This is a genomic window from Pantoea sp. BJ2 (assembly GCF_040255075.1).
Classification (GTDB): domain Bacteria; phylum Pseudomonadota; class Gammaproteobacteria; order Enterobacterales; family Enterobacteriaceae; genus Pantoea; species Pantoea leporis.
Map to the genome: position 1 here is coordinate 704,905 of NZ_CP158293.1, position 16,847 is coordinate 721,751.

A 16,847-nucleotide genomic window follows, 5' to 3' on the forward strand; every position below is an offset into this window, starting at 1 on the left:
TTAAAAATGAGCGAAAAGATCATCGGTTTAGTATCTTGTACACGAATGTCAATACGGCCTATGAAACGCTCTTTGTTGAATTATTCATTAATGCGTATTAATAAAGATGATTAATACATTGCCGAATTTATTGAAAAGTACAAAACCGAGCTCAAATTCAGCAAAGAGATCATCGCCCCTACCTTCAAAGGAGAAGCGGTTGAAAAATCAGGGAAGAGCTTATCAAAGTAGTGAAGGAGCATCATATCAGCGCTAGTTAGCATAATGCTGCTCGTATTAAAAAAGCGATTTAAAACCACCTTTGATATTTATCTGCGAAGCGCCAATTGATGCTATCGAATTAGCTACGTTAAAACGTTAACATCTGGTGCATCGTGGCGGAAAGAATAAAGACGGAAATGCGGTCGTGGTGACAGATCATGATTTGGATGAGTTAATTGATAATGCCATGGCTATAGGTGAAAAAATTCACTCAGTCTGGAAAATGCGATTAATGGTGAATCGGTTGAAACAAATACTGATTTCCAAATCGGCTTTAGCTGACTTATTGCTTTTGAATGAAATCACACTAACTGAACTCTGTGTCAGAAGACCATGCCACGCATGACAGGTACAGCTTTGATATGTGGCCTGCCCGACCTCTGTCGCCAGAACACTCACGGCAGAACATCGGGCAATTGCGCGCTATCCCTGCCCGTTACGTAGCATAAAATCAGACGCAGAGCCGTCCTCAGGGTTCACAAAAATGATATCATCAGGTTCCCGACGGGGACTGTCGATGGACAGGAAAACGACGGGCTCTTCAATGAGCGTTGGCAGCGCATGAACCACGTTACGCTCAAAAAATAACAGGTGACCCGGAGCAAACTCGGCCTCGGTGCTTTCATCTTCCATCCAGAACGTCCCTCTGCCAGATACAACATATAAATACTCATCACACTGTTGATGGAAATGCGGGGGAACACCTTTGTAGGCTCGGAAGACCCTGCAACTGGCTTGAGGCCTGTCCGTCAGATATTCATCCGCCAGCATGCTTTCAGAGGTCTCAGGGAGTTTCTTAGCTATTTCAGCAGGAATGAACCGCTCGGATTTCTTTTGGCTTTTAGTTCCCATATTTAATCCCTTTTTAAAGTTAACGAAATTTCAGATGCGTACTTTATGAGATAAATAAAGCAGATATTTTATGAACCCAACCATCTGATTAATACCTCACTACTCAAGCGCACCTGCCCCTTAAAACTATAGGCATACATTTTCATTTTTAATATGATGAGTTTTTTCTCATGCACTCATGAATTAAAAGCCCGTTGGATAATTAGTGCTTAATATAAATAACTGGTGTGACAAAATACTTACATCGTGATAACAATTTGCGCGCTTTATTTAGTTTAATTATTCATACAGGCAAGGTCATAATCGTGAATCAACCTTCAAACCTCAAGAACCGTCCAGGATGGGTCGGTAAACTGCTTGCAGCAATACTGTTGCTGTTGGGAATCTACATGCTTGCCGGCGGTGTCTGGCTTATCTCGCTGGGAGGTAACTGGTATTACGCCATTGCAGGCGTCCTCAGCATTCTGTCTGGGGTGGCCCTTTTCAGGGGGAAAGCTATTGCGGTTCTCTGGTTCAGCCTGCTGTTCTTCGGCACGCTGTTCTGGACGATATCTGAATCCGGTACGGATTACTGGCGCTGGGTGCCTCGTTTCGCACTGATACTGCTGCTGGCGATCGCGTTCTCCTTCCACCTGTCAACGCTGCTTCCACGCCTGCAGCGTAAGCACAGCGGGGCTGTGACGGGAGTACTGGTTCTCACCTTTATTGGCGCGGGCGGTCTGGCATTTCTTCCTCATAACACGACCGAAGCCAATGGTTTTCCGGCACCTGACGGTAAAAACTTTTCCGCTGACACCGGTACCGGAACCACTTCACAGGAGGTCAAAAATGACTGGCCTGCCTATGGTGGAAATTTGTCTGCAGCACGTTATTCTTCAACGTCACAGATTACGCCTGCAAACGTCAGTAAATTGAAGGTTGCCTGGCAGACTCATGCGGGAGATTTGCCACCAGGCGCTCGCTGGGGAACGGAGAACACACCAATCAAAGTGGGTGATTTCCTTTATGTCTGTACAGCTGCAAACAACATAGTCGCCTTAGACCCTACTACGGGAAAACAAAAATGGCGCTTTGACCCTAAAATTAACCGGGATGCGCTGCCATATACCCCCGCATGCCGCTCTCTGGCCTATTTTGACGGTACTCAGAAACCCTCTCAACAACCTTCGCAGCCCGCTCCTGCCACCGCCAGCGTGTATCAGCACTGCGATCGCAGGATCATTCTGGGCACGCTGGATGCCCGTGTATTCGAGGTGGATGCGCAGGACGGAACCCGTTGCACTGATTTCGGCAAGAACGGTGAGGTATCCATCCTTAAGGATATGGGTGAAACCTACACCGGCTACGTTTCGATTACCTCCGGAGCGGTAGTGATCAGGGATACGATTGTTGTTGGTCATCAGGTCATTGACGGCCAGCGTGTCTTTGGCCCGCCAGGCGTTACTAAAGCCTACGACGTTCGAACCGGCAAGCTAAAGTGGGCATGGGATGCTGCTAATCCAGAGGACGCCACGCCCAAGCACGGCAATGACGCTTACAAGCGCGGAAGTCCTAACGTTTGGACCTCGTTTACCGGTGATGAAAAACTGGGGCTGGTGTATCTTCCTGTCGCTAACCCTTCCGGTGACTACTGGAGCGCGCCGCGTACCCCTGCTGAGCTGAAGTACGGCGATTCGCTGGTAGCACTTGATATCAACACCGGGCTCCCGCGCTGGAACTTCCAGACGACCCATCATGACATCTGGGATTTCGATCTGGGCTCACCTCCTACCCTCGTTGACTATCCTCAGGCCGATGGCAGTAAAATTCCCGCTATCATTCTGCCGACCAAAAACGCTGAGCTTTACGTTCTTAATCGTGAAAATGGCAAGCCGCTGTTTGATGTGATTGAAAAGCCAGCGCCACAGGGAGGAACCGACCCGGATAAGCGTTCGCCGACCCAGCCATATTCCACTTTCAACAGCATGCGCAAACCGGATCTGACGCCTGCCAGCACCTGGGGACTGACGCCATTGGACCAGCTGTACTGCCGGATTAAATTCCAGCAGGCTGACTACAGAGGCGCCTATACGCCGGGCTCAATCGGAAGACCGTTTATTTCCTATCCGGGCTACAACGGCGGAAGTGACTGGGGTGGCGTTTCAGTTGACCCTGTGAATGGTCTAGTCATTGCCAACTATAACAACACCGTTAACTATACCGAGTTTGTGGCAAGGAGCGTTGCGGATAAGCTTCACGTCCATCCTTCGGATAAAATTGGCTATAACCTTGACACCCATGCCAGTCCGCTGACACCTCAGAGCGGCGCGCCGTTTGCGCTGAACATCAACCCGGGCTGGCAGAATGGCTTTACCGGCATGCTCTGCAACGAGCCCGCGTACGGTGGCATTCGTGCAATTGATTTGCGTACCGGGCACACCGTCTGGGATCGCCCGCTGGGGACGGCCAGGAAAAACGGTCCATTTGGCATTCCAACCGGTATGCCGATCAACATCGGAACGCCTAACAATGGGGGTTCTGCCGTCACAAAAGGCGGGCTGGTCTTCATTGCAGCAGCGACGGATGACCTTATCCGTGCCATTGATATTAGAACCGGGAAAACGGTCTGGTCAGCGCCGCTGCCGGCAGGTGGCCAGGCAAACCCAATGGTTTATGAACAGAACGGTAAAGAGTATGTGGTGATCGAAGCAACCGGACATCATTTCATGAGAACAGGTAAAGGCGATTATGTCATCGCCTACGCGTTACCGGACACAATCTGATAGCCATCACGGCACCTGCGGGTGCCGTTTTTGCGGCTGCTACACTCAGTGCGATAATTAAATTTAAGCAGAGTGTATGAAGGATGAACACGCTAAAAAAAACCGCAGCAGGTTTACCTGCAGCACGAACTCGTACTTCAGAGCGATAAAGCATGGAGCGGGCAGCCTTATTAGCACTATCCTTCGGGCAGGCCACAGCTTTCCGTCATGCGTATGCCCCTCCCACCCCACACGGAATTACCCCGGCATACCCACCCATGCCGATGCAGCCTAAGTACTGTCAGGCAAGTTAACCATGCAGTAAAAAGAGACGGGAAAAGCTATACACTTTATGCGAGTGAGACGCTAAACGCGACCACAGACAGCACGCAACGGGGATTTACCCTCGTTGATGCGGTAGAAATGGTTAAATTTTTTGCAGACGTGGAGGTGCAGGCTCTATCAGTGTCATTAGTAGGACAGATGTCTGAGTTTTAGTTTTTTTGCCGCCACTTTTTCGATTAAGGGTGTAAAACCCGACTCAATGCCCTATGCCCTTACACAGCACACGCGCACAGCCCATTGCCAGATCTTCCAAAGTCATTTCATCCCGGGGAACCCTGGCAGCCTGATCGATCATCCCGACGAAGCATCGCGCGACCGTCAGCGCATCGACGTCCTTGCTGAATACCCCCAGCTCCTGCTCCTGTGCAATGTTGTCCGCGATCCATACGGCGAGCGAGGCTTTAGTTTCTGTGCAGCCCGGCGGCTGGAACAGACCAATTTCTGTCAGATCCGGATCTTCTGCGAGAAAACTCAGGAAACTGATAAAGCTGAACTGGAGACTTTTGACCAAGGCTTCTCCGCCGATGGGCTTTTGGATCAGCAAATCTTTCGTGATGATCCTGAGTCTGCGGCGAAACTCATGAACGAGCTCCTCATATGCGGCTTCTTTGCTGTCAAAATAGATGTAAAACGTGGGTTGGCTTAGCCCGCTGGCTTTGACGATATTGCTCACTTTAGTGCTGTGAAATCCCAGTCTGGCGAATTCGCGGCAGGCATGCTCCAGCAGGCGCTGGCGGGTTACTTCGCCTCTGGTAGGCTGCGGACTGTTCTGAGGCTGGGTAACGCGATGTGACAAAGCAGGGCTCCGATAAGTAAACTGGATCAGCAACGCATCTAGTGTAATCACTCTCTAACAGCTAAGTAAAATAAAGGATTATGTGTGGACACCAAGATTACTCACAAGTAACATTACTTTTGAGTAATGTTACTTGTGAGTAATCTAGAATCTACAGGGAGGCTGCTTGATGAAGTTATATATTTACGAGCATTGTCCATTCTGCGTCCGGGCCCGCATGATTTTCGGGATAAAGAAAATTCCTTTTGAACTGCGCGTTATGTCTGAAGCTGATGCTGAAACGCCCACCAGCATGGTCGGTAAAAAGATTGCTCCCATTCTTGAGAAGGACGACGGCACTTTCATGGCTGGGAGTAGGGATATCGTTCACTACGTTGATGGGCAGTATGGCGGGAGGTTCCTGAAAGGCACAGGGAATGCCAGCTCGGTGAACTCGAGACTCTCCTGGAGTACTGGGAAGAGATCAATGAATCGGACTTCAGGCTTTATCCCTTATTGCGCTCGCTCACGATTGTCAATGACATCCGATTCGGTGCAAAGACGCGCAACTATCTTGATTTCATGTCTGCCCTGAGCGGCGTGAATAACTTGTTTGATCAGGCTCAATAAGCCAATTGTTACTATTCAGGAGGCACTATGACTGTACCAGTCGTCGCATTATTTACCGTTAAGGAAGGCTTTGAAGATAAGGTTCATGAAATGTTTTGCAGCGTCATTGCGAGAACTCTGAGTGAAGAAGGCTGCATTACTTATCAGCTTAACCAGGACGCAAAGAATCCCCGTCGTTTTGTCTGGACCGAAGAATGGTCTTCTCTTGACCTACTGCAAAAGCATCTGAATGCTGACCATATCGTTAAACTCTTCAGCGAACTCCCGCCGTATATTGAGCATTCAGAAGTCGTGGCACTGAAAAAAATAGCGGGCGGAAACGCCTGAAACCATCTGACCGGCAGGTAATGGTCTGATTTCATTACCTGCGGGGAGAACAAGAAACTTTTGCTCAGAATGCTGTTCTGTCTCCGCCCGGCACGCCTCTTATGTTGTCATCCCCTGATGCAGGCGTTAGGATATTCGGTAACCCACCCGCCCTCTGTAATCATCTTATGTGATAAACATGACCGGAATCCCCGAAGAAAGTCAGTCCCTGATCAAACGGATACTCGCGACTGCTGCGATTGATAAAAATGGCATATACAGACTGCCTTCTGAACGGGTCCTGGCGGAAAAAATGGGGGTTCAGCGATCCATTATCCGAAATGCCCTTTCCTCTCTGGAATTTTTTGGTTTTATTGAGCGTAATCAGGGAAGCGGAACGTTTCTCAGAATGCCTCGCCTGTCATTTGCCAACCTCTATTTTGATATTGCCTCACAGTTAGGCTACATCTCGCTCGATACCATCGAAGACGCCCGGGAAATGTTCGAGAAAATGCTGGCCGAAGAAGCGGCCACGCATGCATCTGATGAAGAAATTGCCGAACTCGAACGCCTGAGCGATCTGATAGTGACGGTTGAAGGTTTTGAAGAAAAGGTTGAGGCAGACTATCAGTTTCACCTTGTGCTGGCTGGTATGACCCATAATCCTGTCATCATGCTTTTTTATCAGAGCATCGCTTCTTTCATCGCCGATTTGCTGAGAAAACGACGCAGCATCATGAAAGGTCTGAACGAATCGGAAACCCGCATTAACAGTAATCACAAAGATATTGTTAAGGCCATTGCGGCCCGCGATCCCGATGCCGCCAGGGCAGCCATGGAGGCACATTTCGCCCACTGGGAGCGGGAAAATATGCTGATGAATCTGCTTATGCAGTGATCGTGCAACCGGCTGCGTGCAGCCGGTTACATTGGCTGTTTATCACTCCAGTTCAGCACCTGCAGGCAGAGGTTCACGAATGGTAAAGACCACCACCAGACAAAGTGCTGCGGCGATACCCAGCGTGATGAACACCGCATTCCAGCTGTAGTTATCCAGCAATACTCCGACGATCAGAGGCATACACACCGCTCCCAGCTGCCCGCCCATGTTAATAATCGCGTAAGCGACCGGATAGGTTTCCCTGGACGCCCGAGCCATGGCATATACCGAGTAAGCTGAGTACCCCAGCGCTATCAGAAATCCCAGGCAGAACAGCAGCAGGCCCAGCAGGTAGGGGTTCTGTGGCGCTATAGTCATCAACCCTGTCATCACAATCGTGCAGACTGCACTGAACATCATCAGGGGCTTACGGCGCCTGGCCAGCAGATTATCCGAAATCCAGCCGCCGCATAGATTCCCTATCACGTTTCCGGCGAACGGCGTGGCAGCCAGCGCCGCGGAAGCCACGATGGACAGCTTGTGTTCCTGCAGAAGATATTTTGGCAGCCAGGACATAATCACGCCGTCAACAATCCCCACCATGCACATGTAACCGATTGCTGCACCGTAAATATCCCATGATCGGAAAATAGACCGGGATGAGTCGAGTGGGGTGAGCTTTGTCGTTCTGATCATGCGGTCAATGAAGACATATCGGAACGCCCGGCTTTTGAAACGTCGCCTGCTCCCTTCTTCATCACGGCTGACTTCCGCGATGTAATCCGCCTCCTGTTGATTCACAAAGCGGCTTTCTGCCGGGGTATTCCTGACCAGGACATACCACACCAAAGCCAGAATGACTCCCGGTATTGAAAAGAACAGAAAGATATGGCGCCAGTCATAATGAATCAGAATCCAGGCACAGATGGGAGGAACCAGCAACGGGCCGAATTTTGAACCGGCCAGAAAAATGCCCGTGGCCGTCCCCTTCTCTTTCGTTGGAAACCAGTTGTTGATGGTGGCCGTTGAGCTGATCACGACGGGAGCTTCGCTGACGCCCACCAGCGCGCGCAGAATTTTAAGGTGCCAGACAGAATCAACTTTGCCCATCATAAACGTGAAGACGGATGTCAACAGCATACCGGCGGCATAGGAAAACCGGATCCCTTTACGTTTAACAAAAAAGCCCGCCGGGATCTGGCACAGTCCGTAACCGGCAAAAAACAGGCTGATGATGAGACCTATCTCTGAATTGGTCAGGTCATATTCTTTCTGGATAAAAGGAATAGCGAAGCCGATGTTTGCCCGGTCTGCCTGTGCAACCATAAAGAGTATAAAAATGAGTGCTATCACAAACCATCTGTACTGACTCTTCCTTTTTAATTTATCAATCATGATAAGCCCTTTATCTTTCGGAAATTTTCAATGGCAAGGCTTTAAAACAGAGTTGCACACACCCCTGCACACGCAGAGGCGTGTGGATGACATGCTTTATTGTTTAATCCAGGATGCAATGTTGGAGGCAAGTGAACGTGCGGATATCTCATAGCGGTCATGAAGCGTTGGCAGCGCGCCAGCATCCAGGAATCTATCCGGCAGCCCGACCTGCCTGAATGGCCGGAATATTCCGTTTCGCATCAGCGCGGAGGCTACGGCTTCGCCCAGTCCGCCAATCACCGTGTGGTTTTCTGCGGTGATCACCAGACAGTTACGTTTTTCCGCCTCACGGCAAATGGTTGCTTCATCCAGGGGTTTGATGGTTGGCGAGTGCAGTATCGCGACGCTGATACCCTCTTTTTCCAGCAGGTCACGGGCCTGAATGGCGCGCATGGTCATTAGGCCAGTCGAAATAATCAGCGCCTGATGGCCGTCTGCCAGCAGCTTCGCTTTTCCGACCTCGAACCTGTAGTCAGGGAACCGATCCAGAATGACCGGCACTTTTCCTCGCAGCAAGCGCATATAGACAGGACCTTCATGTTCATATATGGCCGGAATAGCCTGCTGAATATCAATGGCATCGCATGGATCGATGATGGTCATGTTCGGCATGCCGCGAAAAATAGCAATGTCCTCGGTTGCCTGATGGCTGGGGCCATATCCCGTTGTGAGCCCCGGCAATGCACAGATGATTTTGACGTTAAGCTTTTCCTCTGCGATAGCCATACAGATGAAATCATAGGCTCGTCGTGCGGCGAACACGGCATAGGTGGTGACAAAAGGCGTAGCCCCCTCGCGGGCCAGCCCTGCAGCGGCGCTCATCAGCAGCTGCTCAGCCATACCCATCTGATAAAATCGTTCCGGGAACTCGCGCGAGAAAATATGCAGATCGGTATAAGCCGCCAGGTCTGCCGACATGCCGACGATATCATTGTGTTTTTTTGCGAGCTCGACCAGGGCATGGCCAAAGGGAGCCGGAATGGTTGCCTGCCCCTCTTCAGCAATTGAAGCAATCATGGCAGATGTAGTCAGTTTTTTAGTGGTCATAGTGGCCTCATTGAGTCGGAAGTGATTTCAGATATGGCGTTTCAGGACATCAAGTGCCTGCTGCCACTCGGCATCAGCTACGCGAATGAAATGATTTTTGTCTCTCTCTTCCAGGAAAGGCACTCCCTTCCCCATCAGCGTATCGAGAATGATCACGCGTGGCTGATCGCCCGCGTGATGCCGGGCCGCATCGAATGCACTGACAAGTGCCTGCAAATCGTGCCCGTTCACGCGCTGAGCAAACCAGCCAAACGCCTCAAACTTTTTATCGACCGGCTCAGTGGCCAGAACTTCCTGACTGTCTCCGTCCGCCTGTTGGCGGTTAACATCTACCAGCGCGATCAGGTTGTTGAGCTTCCAGTGGCTGGCGGAAAGCGCGGCCTCCCACGTCGACCCTTCATTCAGCTCACCGTCCGACAGCAGGTTATACACCGCCGCATTGTTCCCTTTTCTCTTAAGGCCCAGCGCCATGCCAACAGCAATACCCAAACCATGCCCTAGCGAGCCGCCGGTAATTTCCATCCCCGGGGTATAGGCCGCCATGCCGGACATCGGCAGAATGCTGTTGTCGCTACCGTAATTCTCTATCTCATGCTCAGGAATGATTTTTGCCTCGATGAGAGCGGCGTACAGGCCAATTGCGTAATGACCGATTGAAAGCAGAAAGCGGTCACGACCTTCCCATTCAGGATCTTCCGCCCGGAAGGACATGGCATGGAAATAGGCCACCGTGAGCGCATCGGCAATGCCCAGTGCCTGCCCTATATAACCCTGCCCCTGCACGGCGCCCATACGCAGGGCATGCCGGCGAATCGAATAAGCGTGTTCAGAAAGGCCGTGAAGGTTGTGATTCAGTTCTGACATCAGAAGTCCCCTTGAGTGATATGTCTTAATGGTTTACCACTTAACAACAAACCTCGTTCTTATGTCCATTTACGCTTGCTGTATAAATAAATAACTGTGAGAGCGATCTCGATAAATGGTTAACCATTCAATGAGAATTGACTGTGACCGCCTTTTTGAAGCTGATAAAATAGGGTCAGTCTGGTGTTACAGAGGTCTGAAAATGAGAAATTATGCGGAGATCCCTTCACTGAAGTGTCTCCAGGTTTTTGAGCATATTGCCCGGGCGGGAAACGTGGTTCGTGCGGCTGAAGCGTTGGGTATTTCCGCGTCAGCCGCGAGCCATCAGCTAGCCACGCTGGAAAAGAGCCTGGAGTGCCATCTGTTCGAACGTCACGCTGCCGGCGTGAAACTGACCGCCAGGGGAGAAGCTTACCTGGAGATCATTGGTGTGCATCTACAGGGGCTGATTCAGGCAACCGCGGAGATGAAGGCCGCAGGCCGCGTGAACAAAATCCATATTCACAGCTCCCCCACCTTCGGCTACCTGTGGCTTTTACCGCGCATTCAGTCATTTCAGCAGCAGTATCCCGGCACCGAAGTCACGCTGGCCTGCTCGTATGAGGACGTGGATTTCGGACGCGGCGAAGTGGATATCGCTATCCGACATGGCTTTCCGTCATGGGAAGGTTTCGATATCAGGTCCGTGAGAAATGAACGCATTCTGCCCATGGCATCACCGGAGTACCTTGCGCACGCACCCGTCAGTGCGCCAGAGGATTTGATCTCACGCAGGCTTATCTATTCGGAAAATACATTACTACGCTGGCCTGAGTGGTTCCGGGCACATAACATCGTCCAGCCCGCCCAGCCCTGGCTTTTCAGGTTTGATCGCTCATATATGAGCCTGGAAGCCGCCGCGATGGGGCACGGTGTGGTGCTTGAAAGCGAGCTTCTGGCAGAGAAATTCCTGCGTCAGGGTACGTTGGTCAGGATCCTTCCTGAGCAGTTTAGCCATACCATCAGCGCACATCATCTCGTCATGCCGCTGGGCTACCGGAGCAGGCCAAAGCTGCAGAATTTTCTGGGATGGTTTGAAGAAAATTTAGCCTCTGCCGGGACTGTAAATACACCTGCCCTTACCGGCCCGTCTGACAGTCAGACAACGTCCGTATCTCCATCATAATCCGGGTGCATAAGATGCTCTCTAGACCTACAGCTTTAGGCTGAAGACTTCCTTTTCACTTGATGAAAGAGAGGAAATATCCATAGGGCTGATAGCAAAAGTCAGCATCATGAACTGACACTTCTCACTCATAGCGGGTATACGCTCCCTGCATCAGTCAGCATTTTGCCAAAAGCAGACATGCGCACTGGGCCAACACAACGGGTGAGCGAGAGTAATTTTTTAAATGAACATACCTACCCTCTGTCAGGACTGAGAGGTGCCCCCGTCAGCGAACAGCTCTATACCATTCACATAACTTGAGGCATCACTGTTTACCGCCTCTTAAAGGGGTTGTGCATTTCGGCCAGTGATAATGACGTCTGCGCCTTCGTCGCTCAGATTTTTCGCTATAGCCAGACCAATGCCGCTTCCACCACCAGTGATAACGGCAACCTTTCTATTAAATGACTGATTCATAATTGCACCATGTGTTTTTTTGTAGTGGTCACTATAGTAAATTCTGAACAAGCTGTTACTAACCTCTTGTAGCGGTCACTACAAGAAAGTTTTAAGATGGCAGTCAGAAACACCTCTGATGCAACGGATAAAAACTATGCGCGATACCAAAAAAACAATTAAAGCACCTAGGCGTGTATTTGACAGAGAGTCCGGCGTGCAGATAGCTAAAGCGCTGTTTCATCAGCGTGGTTATGATGCTGTGGGTATCACGGAACTGACAAAGACGCTGAATATAAATCCTCCCAGCCTTTACGCCGCTTACGGTAGTAAAGCAGGGCTGTTTGAACGCTGCCTGGAACTCTATGTTGCAGAAGGAAACCTGCCGGCGGACAAAATCCTGACTCAGGGCAGGCCGCTGAATGAGGCGGTTGCAGATCTTTTTATGACTGCTGCACGTCTATACGCCCGATCCTCAGTCCAGCGAGGCTGTCTTGTGGCTGAAGGTATGCGTGCCGATGATCCGCAGGCCCGCGAGCTGGCAAGTCGCTATGGTCAGGCAGGAATTCAGTTCATCAGAAGTTATATCCGGCAGTATGAACCTGCACGGGACCGGGAGCTTTCTGATTATGTCGTGACAACGCTGCGGGGATTTTCTGCCGCCGCAGTAACGGAACTGTCAAAAGCCAGGTTAACTGCCGTGGCTCAGCTGGCCGGTCAGGCATTCAGCACTCTCCTGACGCCAAAAAATGTTTAATCAGGAGGTAAAAGTTATGTCTGTTATCGACCATGTTGAGATTGCTGTAAAAAATGCTCTGATATCGCTCAAATTCTTTGAAGCAGCCCTCGCTCCGCTGGGGTTCAGCTTGGTTGTTTCTGTACCCCCGGATCGGACTCTAACTGGTGGTGCCCGGTATGGATTGGGCCCGGAGGGGTACCCGAGGCTCTGGCTTCATGATAAAGACATAACAGGCGCTTCAACACATCTGGCTTTTGCTGCCAGTGAACGGGCCATAGTCGACGAATTCTGGCGTGCCGCTCTACAGGTAGGCGGTAGAGACAATGGCGAACCGGGAATTCGCCATCATTACCACTCTCACTATTACGCCGCTTATATCTTAGACCCTGACGGTAATAACATCGAAGTCGTCTGTCAGAAAGGATGAGTAAGATGGCCGGACGACACTTTGCGAAATTGAACCCCATCTGAATTACGGCCTGTTAGTTTCGCCTGGCTGCTACCCGCGAAGTGAAATATCGTGTGGTGAGTTATTGCTTTGTTACGGCAGCAAAATTTACTGCCGCATCAAACGTGGTGATTCAGCGGGCTTTCTGCACCATCAGCGTCGTACCTTAGACTTGCAACGTCTTTCAAAGGAGAGCGGCCAAAGAAACGGGCGTACTCGCGATTAAACTGAGGCACGCTGCGATAACCCACCTCCATGGCAACAGATGTGACGCTCTGCTGGCGCGCCAGTAATTTGGTTCTGGCATGGAGAAGACGTACGCGCTTCTGATACTGGACCGGACTCATGTTTGTCACGGACTTAAAATGACGATGAAAAGCCGATACGCTCATGGCTTCCTGTGCGGCCAGTGATTCAACCACAAATTCATCAGCAAAATTATGTCTTATCCAGCGAATCGCATTACCTATCCGCGCCAGCATGGTTCCCGGTGAAGCAATATCCCTCAGCATCCAGCCATGTGGGCCTTTCAGAACATGATAAAGGATTTCACGTTCATATACCGGTGCGAGAGCCGGGATATCTTCAGGGCTCTTCATCAGGCGAAGCATTCTTACCCAGGCATCCAGCAGCTCGGGCGTGACGGCAGCAACGGAAAAAGCACCCGACTGTGGATCAGCCTTCACGGGAGGTAAATCAGCCAACAACGTCGCTATCCGCTCAGGTGTCAGGGTCAGACTAACCGCGAGATAAGGAGCACCGGTGGCCTCGGGAAGGACTTCGCCTACGGCTGGCAAATCTACTGACATGACAAAGTAAGAAGCAGGGTTGTAGTGGAATACCCGGTCACCTACCGTCATGGATTTACTTCCCCGCAGTATGAGATTAACCATCGGCTCATAGACCGCAGCCAGTGCATGCGCGGGAACGTCCCCCTGCACCATTGCCACACGCGGTATACCGGTTTCGGTTCGCCAGTTTCGGGCATGAGCGGCCAGAAGGCGCAGTTCGTCAAGCAGGGGTTCCAGTGTCAAGGTCAGCCTCCTCCGTATGATGATTAAAGCGAGCATAAAGCAGAAAAAGGCAAGAATCGAGCAGGAACGCAGAGGCTGAGCTGTCCCGGAGGTTTTATCCTTTTTCCTATCGCAGACAGAAAGGATGAAACCTTGAAAATTGTACTGATTACCGGCGGCAGTGGCGGAATTGGCGCCAGCGTGGCGCAGCAGTGCGCGGCTAAAGGGATGGGGGTGATTGTGACTTATAACAGCCATCCTGAATCTGCCCTGAGGGTTGTGAAGGAGATTGAAGCGTCAGGCGGCCATGCCGTTGCGCTGCATCTGGATGTGGCTCGCACCGAAACCTTCGGCACTTTCCGCGATGCCTTACTGGAGATAGTCAGTGTCACCTGGGAACGTGAGCACATTGACGTGCTGGTTAACAACGCCGGGTTTGGACTCTTCAACCCGATTGAAACGGTGACGGAGAGTGAGTTCGACACTCTTTTTGCCGTGCACCTGAAGGGCCCTTTTTTCCTGACTCAAAAGCTGCTGCCTCTGATTTGCGATGGAGGACACATCATCAACGTTACCAGCGCCACCACGCGTGTGGCGACGGCAGGTGTTGCGCCCTACGCTGCTTTTAAAGGCGGCCTTGAAGTACTGACCCGCTATATGGCCAAAGAGTTCGGGCCGCGGCGCATCCGGGCAAACGCAGTCTCTCCGGGTGCAATCCGTACGTCGCTGGGCGGAGGACTGAATGATGAGTTTGAGGCGCTGCTTGCCTCACAGACCGCGCTGGAACGCGTGGGGGAACCGGACGATGTCGGCCGGGTCATCGCAGGGCTGGTCTCTGATGAAGGCATCTGGATCAACGCACAATCCATTGAGGTTGCCGGCGGCTACCAAATCTGAATCCTTCCGGAGATTTTATGCTCGATCATCTGTTTTTAACGGTCAGCGATACAGACCGTTCTGTCCGTTTTTATACGGAAGCGCTTGCTCCTCTCGGCATCACGGTTCGTCATGATTATGACGGAAAAGAGGGGCCGCCAGGCCATCCGGATTTGAAAGGGTTCGGTGTTCAAGGCCGGATCTTTTTCTGGCTACGCGAAGGAACTGTTGCGCCAGCTGCTGTACATGTCGGGTTTGTCGCGCGAAATCAAACAATGGTGAATGAAGCCTATGCTTCAGCCATGCGTGCCGGCGCGTCTGACAATGGCGCACCTGGCGCCCGGCTTCACTACGATCCCCGCTACTACGCCGCCGGCGTTTTCGACCCCGATGGCTACAGCCTTGAATTTGTCTTTAAAGAATGGCAGCACCCTCAATCATGAAAACACTACTGATTTATGGCGCCACCGGATACACGGGACACATGACCGCCGCCCAGGCTAAAAGTGCCAGCCTGAATATTATCATTGCTGCAGAAACAGGCCGCGGCTGGGAGTATTTGCCGGTGAACTTGACGTCAGTATGCGGGTATTCGGCCTGGAGGACGCTGCTGAAATCGCGCACGCGCAGTTGCGGAAGTTACCGGGGCTGACGGGAAGATCCACCGACTTATGGCGCTGAGGATAAAGCCGCCAAGTTTTTATGCTGCATATGGCAGTAAGGTTAGACTGTATGAACGGAGCCTGAAGCGTTATTTTCCCCTCTTCACTCATTGCAGACATCATTTCTAAACATGTCCCCTTTGTGCCAGAAATGGGCGCTGGTAGTCCTGCATTGCATTAATAGTCTCAGAGCAGGTCAGGTATATCCTGAACATTATTGAAACCATAAGCATCTAATCATAAATAGAAAACAAATCAGCAGGATTGAGTTGGAAGCCTTTTTTTTCTTCACGTGAAACAATAAATTAGCACACCTGGTTAGTCACCTCAGCCACACAAACCATCACCTCAATAAATAATTATGTGGTACTATTTATACCTGACCAAAACAGGATAGCGTGATGAATTTCAAGATACACGACAAACTCATACATGAAGTTGAATCTCCTAAAGGACTTCTTTATAGGATGGTGATCACTTATACTTGCTTTATGGCAACCTTGATTATTGTTCTCTCTTTTGCTATTGGTGACACTTCAAAAATCAACTTTTATTTCTTCATTAATTCTTGCACTGTAGCAGTAATGGCATGGTTTATCAGGAAATCTTTTAATATCCAATCTACTGAGGTGAACTTGCTTGTTTTTAGAGTGAGTTTGTTTCTGCTTTTGAACTCATCCCTGGCTTCAATGGCAGGCGGACTTGGTTTAATAGAAAGAGATACAGCATCATTAATTGCTTCAATTATTTATATTCCAGCCATATTAATGATTATTTTTTTATTTGAAAAGTTTATATCCTACGTGAACCATAATTATAAATCAGCGGTTAATCTTTCACTTACAGACGAATTAACAGGGTTGCCTAACAGAAGACATTTGAATGTTATATTGAGAGGATTGGAGAACCGGTCAGGAACTATCTGCATTGCTGATATTGACCACTTCAAAAAAATTAATGACACATATGGTCATGAGGCTGGAGACAGGGTGCTGAGAGATACCGGGCTGAGGCTAAGTAACCTTGTAAGCGAGAATGTTTTTATTGCAAGATCGGGTGGTGAAGAATTTGCCATCGTTATCTTTGATAATATCAATGCAGAAGATATCATCAGAAAAATTAAAACTTCGGTTTCAGATGCATGCAACGGAAGTTTCGGTATCACGCTAAGTATTGGTGTGGCAACCAAGCTTAAACATGACTCATCTTCTTCTGCTATCAATGCAGCTGATGATGCCCTGTACAGAGCTAAGAGAGCAGGTAGAGATTGCATTATCTACGACTAGTCGTTTAAAAATAATTAATTTTCCATAAAAGGGAGGAAGAAAGTTTAGGAGAATTTCCGCCCTCTTTTGTTTGATTAATTGA

The 16,847-nt window shown here is 50.2% G+C and carries 17 protein-coding genes and 2 pseudogenes; 12 read left to right on the plus strand and 7 right to left on the minus strand.

Features of this window, described 5'->3' with window-relative positions:
* Positions 1 to 684: 684 nt before the first annotated feature.
* A complete protein-coding gene (locus AAF463_RS22740) occupies positions 685 to 1,113 on the minus strand; it encodes a cupin domain-containing protein (RefSeq protein WP_192235554.1) in 429 nt (142 codons plus the stop codon).
* A gap of 305 nt (positions 1,114 to 1,418) precedes the next feature.
* Here AAF463_RS22740 and AAF463_RS22745 point away from each other — a divergent pair, with 305 nt between their 5' ends.
* Positions 1,419 to 3,875 carry a membrane-bound PQQ-dependent dehydrogenase, glucose/quinate/shikimate family gene (locus tag AAF463_RS22745; RefSeq protein ID WP_350262184.1) on the plus strand — a complete coding sequence of 819 codons (2,457 nt, stop codon included), beginning with the start codon at positions 1,419 to 1,421 and terminating at the stop codon, positions 3,873 to 3,875.
* A 520-nt stretch (positions 3,876 to 4,395) separates the two neighbouring features.
* Here AAF463_RS22745 and AAF463_RS22750 read toward each other — a convergent pair.
* Entirely contained in the window at positions 4,396 to 4,995 is a 600-nt protein-coding gene (locus tag AAF463_RS22750; protein WP_192413345.1) for a TetR/AcrR family transcriptional regulator, read from the minus strand.
* A gap of 169 nt (positions 4,996 to 5,164) precedes the next feature.
* Between AAF463_RS22750 and AAF463_RS22755 the strand changes: the two are divergent.
* The 4 genes and pseudogenes from AAF463_RS22755 to AAF463_RS22770 form a co-directional block, all read left to right on the plus strand.
* A pseudogene (locus AAF463_RS22755) lies at positions 5,165 to 5,374 on the plus strand (glutathione S-transferase N-terminal domain-containing protein); the annotation flags it as partial.
* 83 nt (positions 5,375 to 5,457) lie between these two features.
* On the plus strand, positions 5,458 to 5,604 hold the full coding sequence (locus AAF463_RS22760; protein ID WP_350262462.1) for a hypothetical protein: 147 nt from the start codon (positions 5,458 to 5,460) through the stop codon (positions 5,602 to 5,604).
* Positions 5,605 to 5,631: 27 nt separating this feature from the next.
* A complete protein-coding gene (locus AAF463_RS22765) occupies positions 5,632 to 5,931 on the plus strand; it encodes a putative quinol monooxygenase (RefSeq protein ID WP_192413349.1) in 300 nt (99 codons plus the stop codon).
* 178 nt (positions 5,932 to 6,109) lie between these two features.
* A complete protein-coding gene (locus tag AAF463_RS22770; RefSeq protein WP_350262185.1) occupies positions 6,110 to 6,808 on the plus strand; it encodes an FCD domain-containing protein in 699 nt (232 codons plus the stop codon).
* Between the two features lie 42 nt (positions 6,809 to 6,850).
* Here the strand turns inward: AAF463_RS22770 and AAF463_RS22775 are convergent, their stop codons facing one another.
* From AAF463_RS22775 to AAF463_RS22785, 3 genes are all read right to left on the minus strand, one after another.
* Positions 6,851 to 8,185 carry an MFS transporter gene (locus tag AAF463_RS22775; RefSeq protein WP_350262186.1) on the minus strand — a complete coding sequence of 445 codons (1,335 nt, stop codon included), beginning with the start codon at positions 8,183 to 8,185 and terminating at the stop codon, positions 6,851 to 6,853.
* Between the two features lie 96 nt (positions 8,186 to 8,281).
* Complete coding sequence (locus tag AAF463_RS22780; protein ID WP_192413355.1) at positions 8,282 to 9,274, minus strand: transketolase family protein; 993 nt, start codon at positions 9,272 to 9,274, stop codon at positions 8,282 to 8,284.
* A 27-nt stretch (positions 9,275 to 9,301) separates the two neighbouring features.
* Entirely contained in the window at positions 9,302 to 10,138 is an 837-nt protein-coding gene (locus AAF463_RS22785; RefSeq protein WP_110868397.1) for a transketolase, read from the minus strand.
* A 202-nt stretch (positions 10,139 to 10,340) separates the two neighbouring features.
* On the opposite strand from AAF463_RS22785, the gene AAF463_RS22790 reads away from it, so the two are divergent.
* A complete protein-coding gene (locus AAF463_RS22790) occupies positions 10,341 to 11,303 on the plus strand; it encodes a LysR substrate-binding domain-containing protein (protein ID WP_350262187.1) in 963 nt (320 codons plus the stop codon).
* Between the two features lie 327 nt (positions 11,304 to 11,630).
* On the opposite strand, the pseudogene AAF463_RS22795 reads toward AAF463_RS22790, so the two are convergent.
* Positions 11,631 to 11,762 (minus strand): annotated as a pseudogene (locus AAF463_RS22795) (SDR family NAD(P)-dependent oxidoreductase); the annotation flags it as partial.
* Positions 11,763 to 11,898: 136 nt separating this feature from the next.
* Between AAF463_RS22795 and AAF463_RS22800 the strand changes: the two are divergent.
* Positions 11,899 to 12,498, plus strand: coding sequence for a TetR/AcrR family transcriptional regulator (locus AAF463_RS22800; RefSeq protein WP_350262188.1), 600 nt, complete (start codon positions 11,899 to 11,901; stop codon positions 12,496 to 12,498).
* A 16-nt stretch (positions 12,499 to 12,514) separates the two neighbouring features.
* On the plus strand, positions 12,515 to 12,907 hold the full coding sequence (locus AAF463_RS22805) for a VOC family protein (RefSeq protein WP_350262189.1): 393 nt from the start codon (positions 12,515 to 12,517) through the stop codon (positions 12,905 to 12,907).
* A 140-nt stretch (positions 12,908 to 13,047) separates the two neighbouring features.
* Here AAF463_RS22805 and AAF463_RS22810 read toward each other — a convergent pair whose 3' ends face one another.
* Positions 13,048 to 13,998: an AraC family transcriptional regulator gene (locus AAF463_RS22810; RefSeq protein WP_350262190.1), complete on the minus strand. Its 951-nt coding sequence runs from the start codon at positions 13,996 to 13,998 to the stop codon at positions 13,048 to 13,050.
* A gap of 96 nt (positions 13,999 to 14,094) precedes the next feature.
* Here AAF463_RS22810 and AAF463_RS22815 point away from each other — a divergent pair, with 96 nt between their 5' ends.
* From AAF463_RS22815 to AAF463_RS22830, 4 genes are all read left to right on the plus strand, one after another.
* Positions 14,095 to 14,838 (plus strand): SDR family oxidoreductase, encoded by a 744-nt coding sequence (locus tag AAF463_RS22815; RefSeq protein ID WP_350262191.1) that lies wholly within the window; start codon positions 14,095 to 14,097, stop codon positions 14,836 to 14,838.
* Positions 14,839 to 14,855: 17 nt separating this feature from the next.
* Positions 14,856 to 15,260, plus strand: a complete 405-nt coding sequence (locus AAF463_RS22820; protein WP_350262192.1) for a VOC family protein — start codon at positions 14,856 to 14,858, stop codon at positions 15,258 to 15,260.
* Entirely contained in the window at positions 15,257 to 15,469 is a 213-nt protein-coding gene (locus AAF463_RS22825; protein ID WP_350262193.1) for a hypothetical protein, read from the plus strand. Before AAF463_RS22820 ends, AAF463_RS22825 begins: the two co-directional genes overlap by 4 nt.
* Positions 15,470 to 15,880: 411 nt before the next feature.
* Complete coding sequence (locus AAF463_RS22830) at positions 15,881 to 16,765, plus strand: GGDEF domain-containing protein (RefSeq protein WP_350262194.1); 885 nt, start codon at positions 15,881 to 15,883, stop codon at positions 16,763 to 16,765.
* The last annotated feature ends 82 nt before the right edge of the window (positions 16,766 to 16,847 follow it).